Here is a 17,126-nt window from a genome sequence, read left to right as displayed (position 1 = left end):
GATTTGTCAGCCTTTCGGCGGATCCTGAAGGCCCGATTCAGCGACCACTGAGCCAGCGCGCGGGGTTAACGGGCTGACCTTTGTGACGGATTTCAAAATAGACGGCCGGTTCGTCGGTGCCACCGGTGCGGCCGGCAAGTGCAATGGCCTCGCCCGCATTAATCCAGTCCCCGGGACTGGTGAACAGGCTGCTGCTGTGGCCATAAAGGGTCATGTAGCCGTCACCGTGGTCGACAATGGTGATCAGTCCGAAGCCGCGAAGCCAGTTGGCGAACACCACCCGCCCGTAGTGCACGGCCTTGATCTCGGATGCCTCGGAGGTGTTGATCAGCATGCCGGTGCGGCTCAGCTTGCCTTTAGCGTACCTATCCCCGAAGTTGCTTGTTACCTTGCCGCTAGCCGGCCAGGGCAGGCTGTTGCGAAGTGACTTGAAGGGCGCGGATTCGTTTGGCGAGGGTATGTCGGCGATGGCCTGTTCGACCTCCCGCAAGAGTTTTTCAAGCCTCTGGCGATCTGCTTCCAGCTGTTCCCGTTCGTTAAGCCGGCTTTTTATGTCGGCTTTCAGAGAGGCGAGTGTCTGCTGACGTTGTTCCTTGCTGGCCGCGAGCTTCTGCTGGCGGTCCGCCACGTCTTCTTCCAGTCGGGCAAGTCTCTGTCTGCCTTCCTGCACTTCCTTGCGGGTTGCTTTTAGTTGTTTCAGGTTGGCAGAGAAGGCTTCCAGGCGCTCAACCGTGTCGCGGCTGAGGTACTCGTAGTAGGTCATGGTGCGGGCGATCTTGTCCGGGTCGATCTCGTTCAGCAGCACCTTGACGGCCGGTGCGTCGCCCTCCATCCAGGCGGCACGGATCTGTTTTTTCAGGCTTTGCCGCTGGTTATCCAGAGTGCGGACCAGCTTTGTTTCCTGTTGGTCCAACTCCGCCAGTCGCTTTTGTTGCTGGCTGGCTTGCTGGCGAAGTTCCCTGCGTTCCCGGGTAAGCCGGCCAATGCGTTTTTCCAGATCAGCGAGCTGCCGCTCCAGCGATGACCGGTCTTCCTCGGCATCGTCGAGCCATTCATCGATGTCGGCTATTTCTTCCTTTAGCGCTTCAATCTGGCCAGGCGTTACCTGTTGTTCCGCCAGTGCTGACGAGGCACTGTAAAGTAGTGCCAGGGTCAGCAGCAGAAGGCGGATCAACCGATGCGTACCAGGCTGTGCCCGGTCATCTCGGAGGGTTGGTCCACACCCATCATCGCAAGCAGGCTGGGGGCGACATCGCTGAGGCTGCCGTCGTCGATCAGCGATACCTTGCGCGGACCCACGTAGATCAGCGGTACCGGGCCGATGGTGTGCGCGGTATGTACCTGGCCGGAATTCGGGTCCTGCATCTGCTCACAGTTGCCGTGGTCGGCGGTGATCAGTGCTTCACCGCCAACTTCTTCAAGCGCCGCTGTAATTTTCGCAACGCACTGGTCAATGCATTCCGCGGCCTTGATGGCGGCTTCCATGTTGCCGGTGTGGCCTACCATGTCGCCGTTGGCGTAGTTGCAGACAACCAGATCGTACTTGCCGCTCTTGATGGCTTCGCAGAGCTTGTCGGTCACTTCCGGCGCACTCATTTCCGGCTGCAGATCATAGGTGGCTACTTTGGGTGAGGGCACCAGAATGCGGTCCTCTCCCTCGAAAGGCGTTTCCAGGCCACCGTTAAAGAAGAAGGTAACGTGGGCGTATTTTTCGGTTTCGGCAATCCGCAGCTGGGTTTTACCCAGGTTAGACGCGTATTCCCCCAGACCGTTGGACAACTGTTCGGGCGGGTAGGCACAGCTGGTGTGGATATCCGCCGCGTACTCGGTAAGCATGACGAAATCCGCCAGTTCCGGGTGTTTGCGACGTTCAAAACCGTCGAAATCTTTCTCGACAAAACAGCGGGTCATTTCCCGAGCCCGGTCGGCACGGAAGTTCATGAAGATCACGCTGTCGCCGTCATTGATGGTGCCGCCGCTGCCCTGGATGCGGGTGGCTTTGACGAACTCGTCGTTCTCGCCACGCTCGTAGGCCTGATCCAGCGCGGTAACCGGGTCGTCTGCGGTGAACTCGGCCTCGCCAAGGGTCATGGCGTTGTAGGCCTGCTCTACCCGGTCCCAGCGATTGTCACGGTCCATGGCGAAGTAGCGGCCAACTATAGTGGCTACCCGGCCAACGCCCAGGCTTTTCAGCTTGGCGGCGGCTTTTTCCAGGGAGGGCCGGGCGCTGCGCGGAGGCATATCCCGGCCGTCGAGGAAGGCATGGATATAGACTTCTTTTGCGCCTCGCGCCGCTGCCATTTCGGCGGCGGCCATAATATGGTCTTCGTGGCTGTGAACACCGCCTGGGGACAGCAGTCCCATCAGGTGAACCGCACGGCCACTCTGAACCGCCTTGTCGATAGCGGCGCAAAGGGCCGGGTTCTCAGAAAAGGTGCCGTCTTCCAGGTCCTTGTCGATCCGGGTCAGGCTCTGATAGACAATCCGTCCGGCACCAAGGTTCATGTGGCCAACTTCGGAATTGCCCATTTGGCCTTCGGGTAGGCCAACGTACTTTCCAGAGGTATTGATAAGAGTTCTGGGATTGTCCTGCCAGAGCCTGTCCCAGCAGGGTGTGTTGGCGGAGCTGATGGCATTGTCTTCTGCCGGGTCCCGGTGGCCCCAGCCATCAAGAATGATCAGTGCGGTCGGCTTCTTTGTGGCAGTCATCACTTATCCCATCATTGAATTCAATAAATTTCGTAAAACTACTACATTTTAAACTTATTCGCATTCCATGGCCAATTTTGTCACCTTCTGTCACTGACCGTGGATGTGTATAATCCCGCTCCTGACTTTACCTTTACAGCACTCTACAGCAAGGTGGTTTCATGGAACGGGTGTTCGAATTCGCGGTTAATCATTATATTCTGGTGTCTCTGTTTGTGGCGCTGCTGATTGCGCTGATCATTCTGGAGACCCGTCGTGGTGGCCAGAAAATTTCCGCGCAGGCGGCAGTAAGTCTTATCAACCGCGATGAAGCCATCGTGATCGATATCCGCGACCGGAAAGATTTTACCGAAGGTCGCATCACCGGCGCCATTAACATTCCGCTCGCCAGCCTTAAAAGCCGGGCCAGTGAGCTGAAAAAGCATGAAGACAAGCAGATTATCGTTGCCGACAAAATGGGGCAGCATTCTGCTATGGCCGTCAAGCAATTGAAAGAAGAAGGCTTTAACAATGTTGTTCGCCTCAATGGCGGAATCGCCGATTGGAAGGGCAGCAACCTGCCTTTGGTGAAGAAATAATCCAACACAGCGCAATCAAACACAAAAGGTATTGAACATGGCTGAAAATGATCAGGCCGCAGCAGGCAACGAAAACCAGAACCAACCTCAGTTTGCCCTTCAGCGTATTTACCTGAAAGACCTGTCGTTCGAGTCGCCCAATTCGCCTTCTGTTTTTCAGGAACAGTGGAAGCCGCAGGTCAATCTTGATCTGAACACCTCGCACACCAAGTTGAACGATGAAGGTCAGTACGAAGTCGTTCTTTCACTGACGGTGACTGCCAAAATGGGCGAGAAAGTGGCTTACCTGGTTGAAATCCAGCAGGCAGGCGTTTTCATGATCAAAGGCGTTGAGGGTCAGCAGCTGGGCCACATGCTGGGTGCCTACTGCCCCAACATTCTGTTCCCTTATGCTCGTGAAGCCATCGACGCAGTGGCCAACAAGGGCAGCTTCCCGGCATTAATGCTGGCGCCGGTCAACTTCGACGCCATCTACGCTCAGGCGCTGAAGCGCAAGCAGGAGGAAACTGCTGGCGCAAACGGCGAAGGCAGTGCAGAAAAGACGCACTGAACGCGCGAGACGTTTCGTTGATAAAACCGGCTTCGGCCGGTTTTTTTGTGCCCGAAAGAAAATTCAGACGGAGTCTTTGCAATGCTTATAAATATAAACGATAATAATTCGCATTCAATAAATAGGCGAATGGAAGCGGATTATCATGCGTTTGTCCAAAGGACCCCTGGCTTTAGTAATACTGCCGGCCCTGCTGGTCTCTCCCCAGGCTTATCCTGGCTCGGAGCGTGTTGGGTATCTGGACGAGATTGTTGTCACCGGAACCCGGTCGGAAAAAAAACTGTTGGACACGCCGGTAAGAACGGAAGTGGTCACTGCCAGGGAAATTGAGAACACCCATGCCCGGAACGTGAAAGAGGCCTTGGAGAACGTGCCAGGTCTAGAGCTGAAAGCGATTCACGGCAAGGCGGGGTTTGAAGTCTGGCTCCAGGGCGTGTCCTCGGATCGGGTCCTGGTGTTGATTGACGGTTTGCCAATGACCGCGACAACGGGGTCTTCGGTAGATGTTAGCCAGCTGGCCGCGGTTGATATCGAACGTATCGAAGTGGTGAAGGGCGCGACGTCCGCCCAGTACGGCAGCTCCGCCATCGGCGGCGTGGTGAACATCATTACCCGTCCGCCTCAGCCCGGGCTCTCCGGCGAACTGACCACAGACGCGGGCACCTATCGAGATCAGAACCCGTCCGGTGAGAAATACGAGCCCAGCCGTTACAGCACCCGCGCAAAGGTTGAAGGTGGCACAGATGCCCTGGCGGTGCGGCTGTCCGGGTCCCATCAGCATCAGGATGGCATCGATCCTGAGCCTGAGAACTGGGCGATGCCAGGCGAAGAGATTGATAGAAGCGATGTGAACCTCAGGGCCGACTGGTTGCCCGGAGCGAGGGATAAACACCGCATCAGCGGGCGGTTGAATCGGTTCGAAGAGGATTCGTTTTCTCGGAGCACCCTCCCCATTTCTCCCACTCCCGTGAATCAGGGTAAGACAGAGCGAGTTGAACGCACCCGATATGTTCTCACGGGTGATCACCAGATCAGTACCGGGTTCAGTGCCGGTTGGTCGGCCCTGCACGAACGCCTAAAAGACGACACGATTAAATACAACGCTGTGCGTCGATTCGATGATCGGCGCGCAGACGCCGCGCTGTCCAAGGCATCCATTGAGGCGTCGCAAACTTTAGGTGCCAGCAACCTGTTGCAGGGCGGAATGGATTTTACCCGGGAAAGCCTGGAACAAACGATTGATGGCGCATCAGAGCTCGGCGACAGGCGCAAAAGAGAACGAGACGGGGAGGAAGTCTGGTTGCAGGATACCTGGATGCCGAATGATCAATTGGAGGTGGTCCCCGGCGTTCGTTTCCAGAACGATTCCGATTTCGGTAGCCACACAGCACCCAAGATTAACGCTCGCTACGATCTGCTTGAGTCTGATGCGGTGGCCGGGTTCTTGCGCGCTGGCGTTGGTGCGGGCTATCGAGTGCCAAATCTTAAAGAACGTTACTACCGGTTTGACCACAGTGAGATTGGTTACGTCGTTGATGGGTATGAGGGGCTGCAGCCTGAGGAGTCCGTTAGTTACCAATTTGGCGGTGGTCTGTCCTGGAACCGCAGTGCCTGGCTTGAGGCCAATGCCTTCTTTAACGACATCGAGCAGTTAATTCAGACCTACGACACCGGCGAAGTGACCAACGGTGTTCGGCAGTTCCGCTATGAGAACGTGGCCGAGGCCCGTACCTGGGGGCTGGAAACCACGGCAGGCTGGGAAGCCTCTGAGCTTTGGCAGGTTAACGCCGGCTATACGCTCACCCACACCGAAGACCTGAAAACCGGAAACGAACTGAACAGAGTGCCCCGCCATCAGGTCAGCCTCGGTATCGATGGTCCTCTGTTCGTGCCGGGGTTGTCCTGGGGACTTCGCTATCGCTATCAGAGTGACGAATTCGTCGACGCCGACCTTGGCACCCAATCCCCCGGCTACTCCGCCGTTGATCTGAAGCTGAATTACCAGCTTTCAAGTCACCTTCGCCTGTTTGGTGGTGTGGATAACGCCACCGACGTGCAGCGCGATTTTTCGATTGCCAGCAGTGGCGAGGACTTCAGGCCAGTGGCAGGGCGCTTCGCCTACGCCGGTTTGAAGGTCTCGTTTGGCCAATAACAACCAACATCCCGTTTGAATCAAGGAGCTCACATGCGTTCAACCATCCTCAAGCTGCCAGCCGTTGGGCTGGCCGTAGTGACACTGGCCGCCTGCGGTGGCAGCGACAACGCCATCGAAGACAGCGATCAGGACCTGTCCGCTTCGCAGTTTTCGCAGCAGCTTATGCCAGCGGCGACCGAAACGGTGTATCTGAATCTGGAAACCGGCGAGCTGGTCGACGAGACCGATGAGTGGCACATCTCTGCCAACCGGCTGAGTTTGAAGCTGAATAGCGGTGAGTCTGGAAGCGGTAACGTTGGTGGCGCTCTGGCGGTCGCCCAAGACGAGCACTACCCGGGGGGCGAGCCCAACGCGAACACGATTCCCAATCTAACGCCCAACAGTGAGCAAGAGCATCTGCTTGGCATCCTTGAGGAGCCGGAGAGTTGGCAGGAAGATGCGTTCGTTAGTGCTTTTGGCGGCCCTGACACCTGGTCGACGTACACTGACGACCGAACGGCTGCAGAAAACCCAAGTGGCCCAGCAGCCGGAGAGGTCAATGAAAAACCAGATGTTGGCTACCTGGTTCGTTCTGCCGAGGGAGACAGCTACGCCCGAATGCGGGTCGCAGATTTTTATTTCCCAACCCGTGCTGGCCTGGGCATCAGCGACTTCACCTTAGAGTTCGACGTGCAGGCGCAGGGCCAAGACTCATTCAGCGAAACGGCCATCACCTTTAAGCCCCCAGTTGATTACGATGGCGGCGATGCCTGCTTTGACTTCGACTCGGATGCGGTGGTGGATTGCGTGACCAGCGATTCCTGGGACGTTCAGGTCGGCTTCTCGGGTCGCTCCTGGTACCTGAAAACCAACAGCGGCGTATCTGGCGATGGCAACGGTGGCGCCTCAGACGTGATGACCTGGGCGGAACTGGATGAGGAAGTCAGCGACCCGGGCGTGCCCCAGATCTACAACACGGACGCCACCGGCGGTGTCTTTGCAGACCACACCTGGTACGAATACGGCCTGGCAAACGGCCACAGGATCTGGCCCAACTTCCGCACCTTCCTGATCAAAGCCGACGTGAATGACGATGAGTCCACGGTCTGGACGCTTCAGGTCATTGGCTACTACGACGATAGCGGCACCAGCGGCAAGCCCACGCTGCGTTGGTTGCCAGTTGAACTTCAGCAGGCCCCGGAGTAAGTCATGGAACAGACAATCATGGCCGCTGAAGCGGCAGAGCAATCCCTGGCAGCGCGTTTTGAGGCGCTTCAGGAGCAGCAACCCAAGATGCGCATCCGGCAGATGGCCGATGTACTGAACGTAAGCGAAATGGAATTGGTGCGTCTGCGAGGTGGCGACGCGCTGATTCCCCTACAGAATCGCTTTGGCGAGCTTTTGAAAGCGCTGGACGATGTGGGCCCGGTGATGATTCTGTCTCGCAATAACGAGGTGGTCCACGAGGTCACTGGCACCTTCAACGACTTTACCACTGGCAAGTCGGGGGCCATGGGCCTGGCAGTCGGCGAGATCGACGTAAGGGTGTTCTTCAAGCACTGGGCGTTCGGTTACCGGGTGAAGGAGCAGGCGCGGTCTGGGCTGCGGGAGAGTCTGCAGTTCTTCGATCAGTACGGGGCGGCCGTCCACAAGATCTACAGAGTGGCCGATACCCTCCCGGACGCCTGGGAACGCGTGATCCGTGAGTTTGCGGACGAGCAGATGGAACCGTTTGCGCCTCAGGGCAGGCGGCCGGTGCCTGAACGCGCCAAGCTGGACCACGTTAAAGCGGAGGTCCTTAGGGAAGGCTGGGCCGAGCTGAAAGACGTTCACCATTTCGGCGCTTTGCTGAAACGGGCGGGCACCGATCGATTGACTGCACTGGAAATTCTGCGCGGCGAGTGGGCGACGGAACTGCAGCGTTCTGACGACGATGTTCTGGATCGGCTGCTGGCTTTGCTGCGGGACAGCGAATGCCCCGCCATGTTCTTCGTAGGCAACCCGGGCATTGTGCAGATCTTTACCGGCAAGGTATCGAACCTGCGCCGTACCGGCCCCTGGATGAACGTGTTGGATCCGGGTTTCAACCTGCACGCCAACACGGAATCCATCAAGAGCTGGTGGCTGGTTCGTCGGCCCTCTGCCGATGGCGTTATTACCTCGGTCGAAGCGTTCAATTCGGATGGCGAACTGGTGTTGACTGTCTTCGGTGCGCGCAAGCCGGGCATTCCCGAGTCCGAGCTCTGGCGCGAGCAGGCGGCCAATCTGGAGGCGACCTCATGATGCGTTGGCTGATGGCCGTGGCAGGTATCGCTGCAGTCGTGATGGCTCCGTTGGTGGGTGCTGAGGACACGCCCCGCCTGGTCACTGCCGATGGGGCCATCACCGAAATCGTTTTCCAGCTGGGTGCCGGTGATCAGGTTGTAGGCGTGGACACCACCAGTGGTTACCCGGACGCCACCGAATCCTTGCCGAAAGTGGGGTATCTGCGAGCCTTGCCGTTCGAAGGTGTGCTGGCGTTGAAGCCGGATATGCTGATCACGTCGGACCAGGCCGCCCCTGCTGAAAATCTGAACAGGCTATCCCGGGCCGGCGTTCGGGTTGAGCAACTGGCCTCCGCGAGAACTCCGGAGGCGGCCATGCGGCGGATCGAGCGCATTGGCGAACTACTGGGTGCGGTTGAGCAAGCCCAAACGCTGACCGGCGAACTCAGGGCGAATATGGAACAAACCCGCAAAGCGGCGGCCAACCGGGGTTTCCGCCCTCGGGTGCTGTTTATTCTGGCTGCGGGCAATCATTCGGTGATGCTGGCAGGCCAGGGAACGTCCGCTGAAGCGCTGCTCAACTCGGTCGGCGCTGATAACGCGGTGGCCGACATCAAGGGCTATAAGCCGGCCAACCGGGAGGCGATTCTGGCCTCCCAACCGGATGCAATCGTGATCGCCGAATCCACACCCGGCCAATTCAACATTGAGAATTGGCCGGGCATAGAACGTCTGGATGCCTGGCAGGCTGGCAACCGCCTAATCGCCGACAGCATGTTGCTGCTGGGTTTTGGCCCGCGACTGCCCCAGGCCATGTCTCAGTTGAGCCGTGTGCTCCCGGTAGATTCCCACGTGGCGGCTAATGATTCGTGACGCTGCCGGCCGGTTCCGGTTTGGGCCGGCCCTGGTACTGATGCTAGCCGCCGCCGGATGTGCGGCGTTGGCGTCAGTTACCAGCGGGGCATACCCTCTGGCGGTTGCGGACATGTTGAACGTGCTGGCGGGAAGGGAGGCCGCCGACCCGGTGGCGTCCATGGTAATGATGGAAGTGCGACTCCCCCGGTTTTTGCTCGGCTTCTTGGTGGGCGCCGTGTTGGCCGTCGCCGGCGCCATTCTGCAGGGTTTGTTTCGCAATCCGCTGGCGGACCCAGGCCTGATTGGCGTTTCTGCCGGTGCCTCCCTGGCGGCCATCGCGGTGATTGTGTTGGGCAGCACCTGGCTGGGCGACTGGATTGCCTTCGCGGGTGAGTGGGCCTTGCCCGTGGCGGCGTTTACAGGCGGCAGTGGCACGGTGTTGCTGGCCTGGCGCATTGCCAACCGGGCGGGCCAGACCTCAGTGGCAACCCTGCTGTTGGCGGGCATCGCGATTAACGCGGTGGCCGGCGCAGCAACGGGCCTACTGACGTTCTACGCCACCGATGAAGAACTGCGTTCATTGACGTTCTGGACCATGGGTAGCCTGGGCCATGCAACCTGGGATGACCTCTTGGTGGGCGCGCCTTTCATGGTGCTGGCGCTGGTCGCCGCTCCCTGGCTGGTTCGGCCTCTCGATGCCTTTCTGTTGGGCGAGTCGGTGGTGGGGCATCTGGGCTACCGAACCGATACGGTCAAAAAAGTCGCGATTGTGGTGGTCGGTCTAGGGGTTGGCGCCGCGGTCGCCGTCAGCGGCCTGATTGGTTTTGTCGGCCTGGTGGTGCCCCATCTGGTTCGACAGTTGCTGGGTGCCAGTCATCGGGTGGTGCTTCCGCTGAGCGCTCTGCTCGGTGGCACCTTGCTGGTCGCCGCCGATTCCATTGCGCGGGTGGTCGTGGCGCCGGCGGAACTGCCCATCGGATTGATGATGGCGCTGATCGGTGGGCCCTTCTTTCTGGCGCTGTTATTAAGAATCAAGGTGACTTGACGATGCTTTCCGTTCAGAACCTGTCGGTGTCCCTGGGCGGCACCGAGATTGTTAACGGTGTCGACCTGGACGTGGCGGCCGGTAAACTCGTCATGCTGCTCGGCCCGAACGGGGCCGGTAAATCCACTGTCCTGAAAGCGTTGAGCGGTGAAGCACCGTGTCAGGGGGGCATTCACGTTGACGGCAAGGCATTGACCGATTGGCGGCCAGAGCACTTGGCGGGGCGCCGGGCGGTAATGCCCCAGCGGGTTGATGTCAATTTCCCGCTGACGGCTGAGGAAGTCGTGCGATTAGGTAGGCCTCGCGGGACGCCGGCCAGCGATCCGGTGGTGATGGAGCTTTTGCGCGCCCTCGAATTGGAACACCTGGCGCACCGGTTGGTGCCTGGGTTGTCTGGCGGCGAGCAGCAGCGCGTGCAGTTGGCCCGGGTTCTGGCGCAGATCATCGACTGCCCGCATGAGAGCCTATTGCTGCTCGACGAGTGTACTTCAGCTCTGGATCCAGCCCATCAGCAACTGGTGCTGGAGTTGATTCGACATCTGGCCCGCGCCCGAGGTATTGCGGTCCTGGCGATTGTGCACGATCTCAATCTGGCCGCGCAGTTTGGTGACCGGTTGATGCTGATGGCCTCGGGGCGTAGCGTTCTGCATGGGCGGGCAGAGCAGGTTCTGACGCCCGCGAATCTCAGGCTGGTGTACGGCTTTCACGCCCGGGTTATCCAGTTGCCGGAAGGGTATCCGATGGTGATTCCCACTGGACAGGTCGCCGGTCAGACAGCCCCGTCGAAACCCAGCTGTCGCCAGGCCTCATAGACCACCAGCGCGGCAGTGTTCGACAGGTTCAGGCTTCGGCTTTCCGGACGCATCGGAACCCGGATGCAGTGCTCCGGAAGCAGGGATTGCCGGATTTCTGCTGGCAGGCCCCGGGTTTCGGGGCCGAACATCAGGTAATCACCGCTCTGGTAGGTTACCTGGTGATACTGGCAGTTGCCTTTGGTGGTCAGCCCGAACAGGCGCTGTGGTTTTTCCCTTTCCAGAAAGCTCTGATAGTCCCGGTGGACCGTCACCGTGGCGTATTCACTGTAATCCAGTCCTGCCCGACGCATCTGCTTGTCTTCCAGGGTAAATCCCAGTGGTTCGATCAGATGCAGCCGGCAGCCAGTGTTGGCGCAGAGCCTGATGATGTTGCCGGTATTGGGCGGAATCTCAGGCTCGTATAACACCACATTCAGCACGGGCTACTGGCGTTCCACGGCCAGGGCGACGCCCATGCCGCCGCCGATGCACAGGGTTGCCAGCCCTTTCTTTGCATCCCGCCGCATCATTTCATGCAGCAGAGTCACCAGAATGCGGCAGCCGGATGCGCCGATGGGGTGGCCCAGGGCAATGGCGCCGCCGTTCACGTTCACCTTGCTTACATCCCAACCCAGATCCCGGTTCACGGATATGGCCTGGGCTGCGAAGGCTTCGTTAGCTTCGATCAGGTCAATCTCGTCGACCGTCCAGCCGGCTCGCTGAAGGCAGCGCTGGCTGGCGGGAATCGGGCCCGTGCCCATGATGGTAGGGTCAACGCCGGCATTGGCGTGGGCACGAATGGTTGCCAGCGGCGTCAGACCCAGCGCCTTTGCTTTCTCGGCACTGCAGACAATCACTGCGGCGGCGCCATCGTTCAGAGCAGAGGCGTTGCCGGCGGTCACGGTGCCATCCTTTTTGAAGGCGGGGCGCAGTTTGCCAAGGCTCTCAGCCGTCACGCCGGCACGGGGGTTCTCGTCCGTGTCGACAATCAGGGGATCACCCTTGCGCTGGGGAACCGATACGGGAACGATCTGGCTGTCGAAATAGCCAGCGTCGATGGCGGCGGCCGCTTTCTGCTGTGAGGCGGCCGCGAATTCATCCTGCTCCTGCCGGGAGATGCCGTATTTTTCGGTGATGTTCTCGGCGGTCACGCCCATGTGGTAATCATTGAACGCGTCCCACAGGCCGTCGGAAATCATGGTATCCACCATCGTCCAGTTGCCCATCCGCTGGCCGTTGCGGCTGTTGGGCAGAACGTGGGGTGCCTGGCTCATGCTCTCCTGGCCACCGGCAATCAGCAACTCCGCATCGCCACATTGAATAGCCTGCACCGCCATATGGACGGCCTTCAGCCCCGAGCCACAGACCTTGTTGATGGTCATGGCCGGCACGGTCGCCGGTATACCGGCGTTGATCGAGGCCTGCCGTGCCGGGTTCTGGCCACAACCGGCGGTAAGCACCTGGCCCAGAATCACCTCGTCAATCTGGTCAGGAGAGACGCCGGTTTCTTCCAGCAGGGCCTTGATGACGGCGCTGCCGAGCTGGTCAGCACGAAGGCTGGACAGGCCGCCTCCGAATGAGCCGACGGCAGTACGTTTGGCGGCGGCGATGACAACATCACGCATGGGCTCTTGCATTTAATTTCTCCGGGAATCAGAAAATGGCTGGAAAACTGGCGTTGTGGACCTGTCATTGTAGCGGAAACCCGGCCTCCGCCAAAGGTAGGGGTGTAGGGGTGAGTCCGCTACATATTCAGGCTGCGACCACCGTCCACCGACAGAATCTGCCCGGTTATAAAGGGTGCATCGCAAAGCAGGAAGGCGATTGCCCCGGCGATGTCCTCTGGCTTGCCGGTCGTTGCTAGTGGTGTTTTGTCCAGAATGGCCTGCTGTTGCTGTTGGTCCATTTCAGCATCGCCTTCCGGCCAGAGGATGGCGCCCGGGGACACGCCATTGACCCGCACTTCCGGCGCCAGATCCTTTGCCCAGGACTGGGTCAGTGAGGCAAGGCCTGCTTTGCTGGCACAGTACAGAGGGTGGTTGGCCAGCGGACGCTCGCTGTATATGTCGATCATGTTCACGATGGCTCCGCCGGAGCTGCGAAGGGCGGCCAGGCACGCCTGTCCCAGGAAGAACGGCGCCCGCAGGTTGGTGCTCATCACCGTGTCCCAGTCTTCACTCTGGGCTTTTTCTGTGGGGTTGGGGTAAAACACCGAGGCGCTGTTGACCAGCCCGTCCAATCGCCCCCAGGCGGCAATGGCTTGGTCGGCCAGTGGCGCAATCTGATCCGGGCGGGACAGATCGGCCTGAAGCACGATGGCAGAATGCTCCCGAAGGTTATTAAGTTCACTTGCCAGCGCCTCGGCCTGTTCCTGCCGGGAGCGGTAGTGGATAACAATGTTCCAGCCCCGATTGTGAAGATGGCGGGCGGTATGGGCGCCAAGCCGATGGGCGGCGCCGGTGATCAGTGCGACAGGTGCGGGCGAATCCATGGTGGTCTCTGGCACTCCCTAAAGGTTTTGAAATGACTCCCGGATACGTCTCAGGCGTTCACTGTGGATTGCTTTGCCCAGGGCCTTGCCGGTAACCCCCTCACTCATTAGCGATTTGGCATTAACAGAGTTGGCTACTTCAAGGGCTCGTTGCAGTTGATCGACCTTGCCGGACGATTCAGCCGGAAGCACGCATCTGAGAGTGGCAAGCAGGTTATTGAAGCGCTCTGACCGGCGCCAGGCATCGGCCTGATCAAGCAGAGCAAGGCAGCTCTCCGGCTCAACAGATTCGGTGGTTTCAAGTGTTGGTGTGGTTGCCGTTAACAGTCGAGCCATTGCGATGCAGTCGTTGGGCGCCTTCAGCTGTTTTGCCCGCGCTTCTGCTGCATTCGGGTTTTGACCAGGCGAGGAAGAAGACAGAGGCGACAGTAGCGCTGCAAATCGTGCGTCGGTATCCAGGTTGTTCTCATGGGCGCATCGCAGCGCCGCCATTGCAGACTCGAAAGCCGGCGCCGGTGTCAGCTCGGGAATCAGCGATTCCAGTGCGCCACAGTCCCGCAGAACGGAGAAGAAAGTGCCCGGTTCATTTTCGTGTAGGGCCCGCTGAACTTCCTGCCATACCCTTTCCGGTACCAGATGGCTGATCTCGCCAGCCCGGACCATTTTTGTCATCAGCTCCATGGTGGGCCCGGCCACTTTAAACCCGTTGGGCTGAAGCCGTGCCGCAAAGCGGGCAGTGCGGAGGATTCGCAGGGGGTCTTCGGTGAAAGCCTCGGATACGTGGCGAAGCCGGCGGGACTCAATATCCTTCTGGCCGTTAAAAGGGTCCACCAGTGTGCCGTCGGTGGCCTTGGCCATGGCATTGATGGTCAGATCCCGGCGCCTCAGATCGTCTTCAAGGGTGACGTCCGGCGCGCTATAAACGGTGAAGCCGTGGTAACCCTGGCCTTTTTTGCGCTCGGTACGGGCCAGTGCGTATTCTTCGCGGGTGGTAGGGTGCAGAAATACCGGGAAATCTGCACCCACCTGTTTATAACCCTGCGCCAGCATTTCATCCGGCGTGGCGCCGGTGACGACCCAGTCCCGGTCCTTGACCGGTAAACCGAGGAGCTCATCACGAACGGCGCCACCTACAAGGTATATATCCATTGCCTAGAATGCAGCTCCCAGTTCCAGAGCGGCGCCCATTTCCGCATCGCTGACCAGTGCGCCCAGGTCCAGACGGGCACCGAAGACCGACAGCCCGATACCAGCAGTGAACTGGGTTTCTTCGGCAATGCCGTTGTTGTCATCGTTGCTGGCCAGGTTCTGGCGAACGCCGAAGCGGATCTGGGCATAGCGCCAGGCATCCAGTTCTGCGCCCACAGCCAGCCACTGGGTGTCGTCAGCGTAGCCAAAGCCTTTCTTCTTGGTCAGGTCCAGCTCTGCGGTGACCACGTGAAAGTCACCGGTGTGGGCAATGCCTGCGGTCAGCATCGGATCCAGCTCCAGGGTGTATTTCTGCTCTTGCTTCAACGGGTCGGAGCTTGCGTTGGATTCCAGCTCCATGGGAATCAGGTTTTTCACAACCACTCCCGCGTTCCACGCGTTCTCTTCACCAAAGGCATAGGCTGCCCCAATATCAAGGTTGAAGCCGCTTTTTTCGGTTTCGTATTCCTCGTCCTCGGCATTATCGTCCTCGAAGCCGGAAACGCTCTCTGTATATTGGTAAGTGACCAGTTGAACGTATTTGGGCGATACCCCGACCTGAAAGCGGGTGCCGTCAGTCAGTTCAAATGATGTCGAGACCGAAATACCCGCCTCTGCCACACCGGATGCCAGAACACGGCCACGGGAGCGGAGGTCATCCAAATTTGCGTTTTGTATAGCCGTCAGATCCCCGCTTTCAAGCGCCGCGAGAGTGGCATCATCAGACTCGTCGTATTCTCCGCGAATCGCCGCTTGGACATTGCCGCTGGTAAAAAAGCCGACTGAATAAGAATCAGTGGGCACTGCCAATGCGATACCCACTCCGGCGTCGATCCGGACTGTATCACGATCGAAAGCGGCCAGTCGCTCCCTTAGATCACCGGCTGCGTCCTGAGCATCTTGTAGGTTACTGGACTGCTGCGCCTGTTCAAACTGATCAATAACGTCCTGAATGCCGTCAATCTGATCGACAGTCTCTTCCTCATCGGCAAAGCGGGCGTTCACGGAAGGAAAAATCAGCCCGAAATCGTCTGACCAGTCGTGATGTTCCGACGCCATCATGGCCGGGTTGGATGCACCGGCTGCCGCTGGATGTGCAATCGCAACGCCGGTGCCGCCCATGGCAAAGGAGCGGGATGGGGTAAAGGCCTGAGGGCTGGCCAGAGCCGAAGCAGAGGCAAGGCAAAGGGCAACGGCCAGGGGTTTTCTGGAAAAAACGGGAATTGCGCGGGTGCTCATTTTCATTGGTGTCCTCTTTATTGGTCAGAGCCAGCATTAAGCGGAGTTAAGATTATCAGGACACCTGATAGAAAAGGCTTCGAGGATACATCATTTAACAAAAGACGACAGAAACGCTAAGTGGCATGGATTTTTCATGAGGTACCTTTGTGACACCTGGCACCTCCGAATCACATATATTCTGAGCAGCGAACGATGATTTCTAGAAACAGACAGAGCTCATGGGCGATCACACTGCTCGCCGTGGCAGTGCTTTTAAGCTTGGCGACTGGTTCCAGCGCGGAGACTGAGCCCCCCTCCATAAACCTGATCATCAGCAAAGACGTAGGCGGCCGCCAGGCCGAGCTGGACCGCCTTGCCGCGACCATCCGTCAGGAACGCAACAGCACTCCGTTCGAACTGAATCAGCAATGCCCGAACCAGGAAGCCTCGCGCATCCGCAAGGAGGTGGTCGTCGCCGGGTTCAACGTGGAAGATCCGGACCAGACGGTATTCGGGGGGCTGGGTGCGGTTGGCCGTGCTTCCAGTAAGTGGCTGTACCGGAATCTTCTGGAGACGGGCGAGGTGTTGCCGCTGTCAGCGCCGGGCAGGCAAATGTTTGCCAGTTTGCAAGACGGGGCGACCCGCGCCATGCAAGGTAACACACTGGAACAGTATTCCGTGGTCAGTCGCCAGATGGGGGCCCAGTTTGTGGTTTCGGGGATCATACGGAGTCTGGATGTGAATCGCCCTGATTCCTGGGATTCGTCCTATGCCGCTTCCATCAAGCGTTCGTTGTTCAGCGCCGATACCGATCGGGCATTCGTTGTGGATGTGGTATTACACGATGGATATACCGGCCGGGTGGTGTATGAGCAACGTTATGAGGCTTACGGCCGCTGGGATATTCCCCGTACCGGAAAAGTCGACTTCGGGTCTCCGGTTTTCAATGACTCGGACTATGGAACCGAGGTTGCCAAGCTCTTTGACGAGATTACCGATGATCTGATGAGCGCCATTGACTGTCAGGCGCTGCTGGTCCGGGTTCTTCAGGTAGACGGTAAGGATCTGCTTCTGGATGTGGGCACGAAATCCGGCCTGCTGCCAGGGGACAAGCTGCGGCTAGTGCGGGCTCAATCTGCTCTGCAGTGGCCCGACGCGCCGCCAAAGCTCTGGGATACCGGTGTTGATCTTCACCTGCATCAGCTGAGCCTGGACACCAGTCGTGCCTGGATGCCGGAAGAGGGTAGCGTGATCAATATCCGTGAGGGTGACTACGCGGTGATGTACTGAGGCCTTC

The 17,126-nt window shown here is 58.9% G+C and carries 16 protein-coding genes; 9 read left to right on the top strand and 7 right to left on the bottom strand.

All coding sequences use genetic code 11. The features are described from left to right. Nucleotides 1-37: 37 nt before the first annotated feature. Entirely contained in the window at nt 38-1,174 is a 1,137-nt protein-coding gene (locus FPL19_RS03955; protein WP_404802795.1) for a murein hydrolase activator EnvC family protein, read from the bottom strand. Next, nucleotides 1,171-2,709, bottom strand: coding sequence for a 2,3-bisphosphoglycerate-independent phosphoglycerate mutase (gene gpmI, locus FPL19_RS03950; protein WP_150910812.1), 1,539 nt, complete (start codon nt 2,707-2,709; stop codon nt 1,171-1,173). Before gpmI ends, FPL19_RS03955 begins: the two co-directional genes overlap by 4 nt. A gap of 161 nt (nt 2,710-2,870) precedes the next feature. Between gpmI and FPL19_RS03945 the strand changes: the two genes are divergently transcribed. The 8 genes from FPL19_RS03945 to FPL19_RS03910 all read left to right on the top strand — a co-directional run bounded on the left by FPL19_RS03945 (nt 2,871) and on the right by FPL19_RS03910 (nt 10,947). Beyond that, entirely contained in the window at nt 2,871-3,287 is a 417-nt protein-coding gene (locus FPL19_RS03945; protein WP_150910810.1) for a rhodanese-like domain-containing protein, read from the top strand. Between the two features lie 37 nt (nt 3,288-3,324). After that, a complete protein-coding gene (gene secB, locus FPL19_RS03940) occupies nt 3,325-3,837 on the top strand; it encodes a protein-export chaperone SecB (RefSeq protein WP_150910808.1) in 513 nt (170 codons plus the stop codon). A gap of 145 nt (nt 3,838-3,982) precedes the next feature. Then, complete coding sequence (locus tag FPL19_RS03935; RefSeq protein WP_150910806.1) at nt 3,983-5,989, top strand: TonB-dependent receptor plug domain-containing protein; 2,007 nt, start codon at nt 3,983-3,985, stop codon at nt 5,987-5,989. Between the two features lie 33 nt (nt 5,990-6,022). After that, nucleotides 6,023-7,177, top strand: a complete 1,155-nt coding sequence (locus tag FPL19_RS03930; protein WP_150910804.1) for an HmuY family protein — start codon at nt 6,023-6,025, stop codon at nt 7,175-7,177. A 3-nt stretch (nt 7,178-7,180) separates the two neighbouring features. After that, nucleotides 7,181-8,254 carry a hemin-degrading factor gene (locus FPL19_RS03925; RefSeq protein WP_150910802.1) on the top strand — a complete coding sequence of 358 codons (1,074 nt, stop codon included), beginning with the start codon at nt 7,181-7,183 and terminating at the stop codon, nt 8,252-8,254. Beyond that, a complete protein-coding gene (locus FPL19_RS03920; RefSeq protein ID WP_225314281.1) occupies nt 8,251-9,108 on the top strand; it encodes a heme/hemin ABC transporter substrate-binding protein in 858 nt (285 codons plus the stop codon). The genes FPL19_RS03925 and FPL19_RS03920 overlap by 4 nt, the downstream gene beginning before the upstream one ends. Continuing rightward, a complete protein-coding gene (locus FPL19_RS03915) occupies nt 9,098-10,135 on the top strand; it encodes a FecCD family ABC transporter permease (RefSeq protein ID WP_150910800.1) in 1,038 nt (345 codons plus the stop codon). Before FPL19_RS03920 ends, FPL19_RS03915 begins: the two co-directional genes overlap by 11 nt. A 2-nt stretch (nt 10,136-10,137) precedes the next feature. Then, nucleotides 10,138-10,947 (top strand): heme ABC transporter ATP-binding protein, encoded by an 810-nt coding sequence (locus FPL19_RS03910; protein ID WP_150910798.1) that lies wholly within the window; start codon nt 10,138-10,140, stop codon nt 10,945-10,947. Here the strand turns inward: FPL19_RS03910 and trmL are convergent. The 5 genes from trmL to FPL19_RS03885 all read right to left on the bottom strand — a co-directional run bounded on the left by trmL (nt 10,905) and on the right by FPL19_RS03885 (nt 15,847). Next, nucleotides 10,905-11,369: a tRNA (uridine(34)/cytosine(34)/5-carboxymethylaminomethyluridine(34)-2'-O)-methyltransferase TrmL gene (trmL, locus tag FPL19_RS03905; RefSeq protein ID WP_150910796.1), complete on the bottom strand. Its 465-nt coding sequence runs from the start codon at nt 11,367-11,369 to the stop codon at nt 10,905-10,907. The genes FPL19_RS03910 and trmL overlap by 43 nt on opposite strands. Nucleotides 11,370-11,372: 3 nt before the next feature. After that, nucleotides 11,373-12,554: an acetyl-CoA C-acetyltransferase gene (locus FPL19_RS03900; protein ID WP_150912385.1), complete on the bottom strand. Its 1,182-nt coding sequence runs from the start codon at nt 12,552-12,554 to the stop codon at nt 11,373-11,375. A gap of 119 nt (nt 12,555-12,673) precedes the next feature. After that, complete coding sequence (locus FPL19_RS03895; protein WP_150910794.1) at nt 12,674-13,420, bottom strand: pteridine reductase; 747 nt, start codon at nt 13,418-13,420, stop codon at nt 12,674-12,676. An 18-nt stretch (nt 13,421-13,438) separates the two neighbouring features. Beyond that, nucleotides 13,439-14,569 carry a multifunctional CCA tRNA nucleotidyl transferase/2'3'-cyclic phosphodiesterase/2'nucleotidase/phosphatase gene (locus tag FPL19_RS03890; protein ID WP_150910792.1) on the bottom strand — a complete coding sequence of 377 codons (1,131 nt, stop codon included), beginning with the start codon at nt 14,567-14,569 and terminating at the stop codon, nt 13,439-13,441. A gap of 3 nt (nt 14,570-14,572) precedes the next feature. Then, nucleotides 14,573-15,847 (bottom strand): conjugal transfer protein TraF, encoded by a 1,275-nt coding sequence (locus FPL19_RS03885; RefSeq protein WP_225314280.1) that lies wholly within the window; start codon nt 15,845-15,847, stop codon nt 14,573-14,575. 261 nt (nt 15,848-16,108) lie between these two features. On the opposite strand from FPL19_RS03885, the gene FPL19_RS03880 reads away from it, so the two are divergent. Beyond that, complete coding sequence (locus tag FPL19_RS03880) at nt 16,109-17,119, top strand: flagella assembly protein FlgT middle domain-containing protein (protein WP_191965213.1); 1,011 nt, start codon at nt 16,109-16,111, stop codon at nt 17,117-17,119. Nucleotides 17,120-17,126: the final 7 nt, after the last annotated feature.

Source organism: Marinobacter halotolerans (assembly GCF_008795985.1).
Lineage (GTDB): Bacteria > Pseudomonadota > Gammaproteobacteria > Pseudomonadales > Oleiphilaceae > Marinobacter > Marinobacter halotolerans.
The sequence above is the reverse complement of the archived record's forward strand: the minus strand, read 5'-3'. Positions and strand labels throughout refer to the sequence as shown.

Coding starts and splice junctions, on each gene's coding strand:
- FPL19_RS03895 (WP_150910794.1), bottom strand. CDS start 13,420: ATGGATTCGCCCGCACCTGTCGCACTGATCACCGGCGCCGCCCATCGG.
- FPL19_RS03930 (WP_150910804.1), top strand. CDS start 6,023: ATGCGTTCAACCATCCTCAAGCTGCCAGCCGTTGGGCTGGCCGTAGTG.
- FPL19_RS03945 (WP_150910810.1), top strand. CDS start 2,871: ATGGAACGGGTGTTCGAATTCGCGGTTAATCATTATATTCTGGTGTCT.
- FPL19_RS03925 (WP_150910802.1), top strand. CDS start 7,181: ATGGAACAGACAATCATGGCCGCTGAAGCGGCAGAGCAATCCCTGGCA.
- FPL19_RS03920 (WP_225314281.1), top strand. CDS start 8,251: ATGATGCGTTGGCTGATGGCCGTGGCAGGTATCGCTGCAGTCGTGATG.
- FPL19_RS03935 (WP_150910806.1), top strand. CDS start 3,983: ATGCGTTTGTCCAAAGGACCCCTGGCTTTAGTAATACTGCCGGCCCTG.
- FPL19_RS03900 (WP_150912385.1), bottom strand. CDS start 12,554: ATGCGTGATGTTGTCATCGCCGCCGCCAAACGTACTGCCGTCGGCTCA.
- FPL19_RS03890 (WP_150910792.1), bottom strand. CDS start 14,569: ATGGATATATACCTTGTAGGTGGCGCCGTTCGTGATGAGCTCCTCGGT.
- FPL19_RS03910 (WP_150910798.1), top strand. CDS start 10,138: ATGCTTTCCGTTCAGAACCTGTCGGTGTCCCTGGGCGGCACCGAGATT.
- secB (WP_150910808.1), top strand. CDS start 3,325: ATGGCTGAAAATGATCAGGCCGCAGCAGGCAACGAAAACCAGAACCAA.
- gpmI (WP_150910812.1), bottom strand. CDS start 2,709: ATGACTGCCACAAAGAAGCCGACCGCACTGATCATTCTTGATGGCTGG.
- FPL19_RS03915 (WP_150910800.1), top strand. CDS start 9,098: ATGATTCGTGACGCTGCCGGCCGGTTCCGGTTTGGGCCGGCCCTGGTA.
- FPL19_RS03885 (WP_225314280.1), bottom strand. CDS start 15,847: ATGAGCACCCGCGCAATTCCCGTTTTTTCCAGAAAACCCCTGGCCGTT.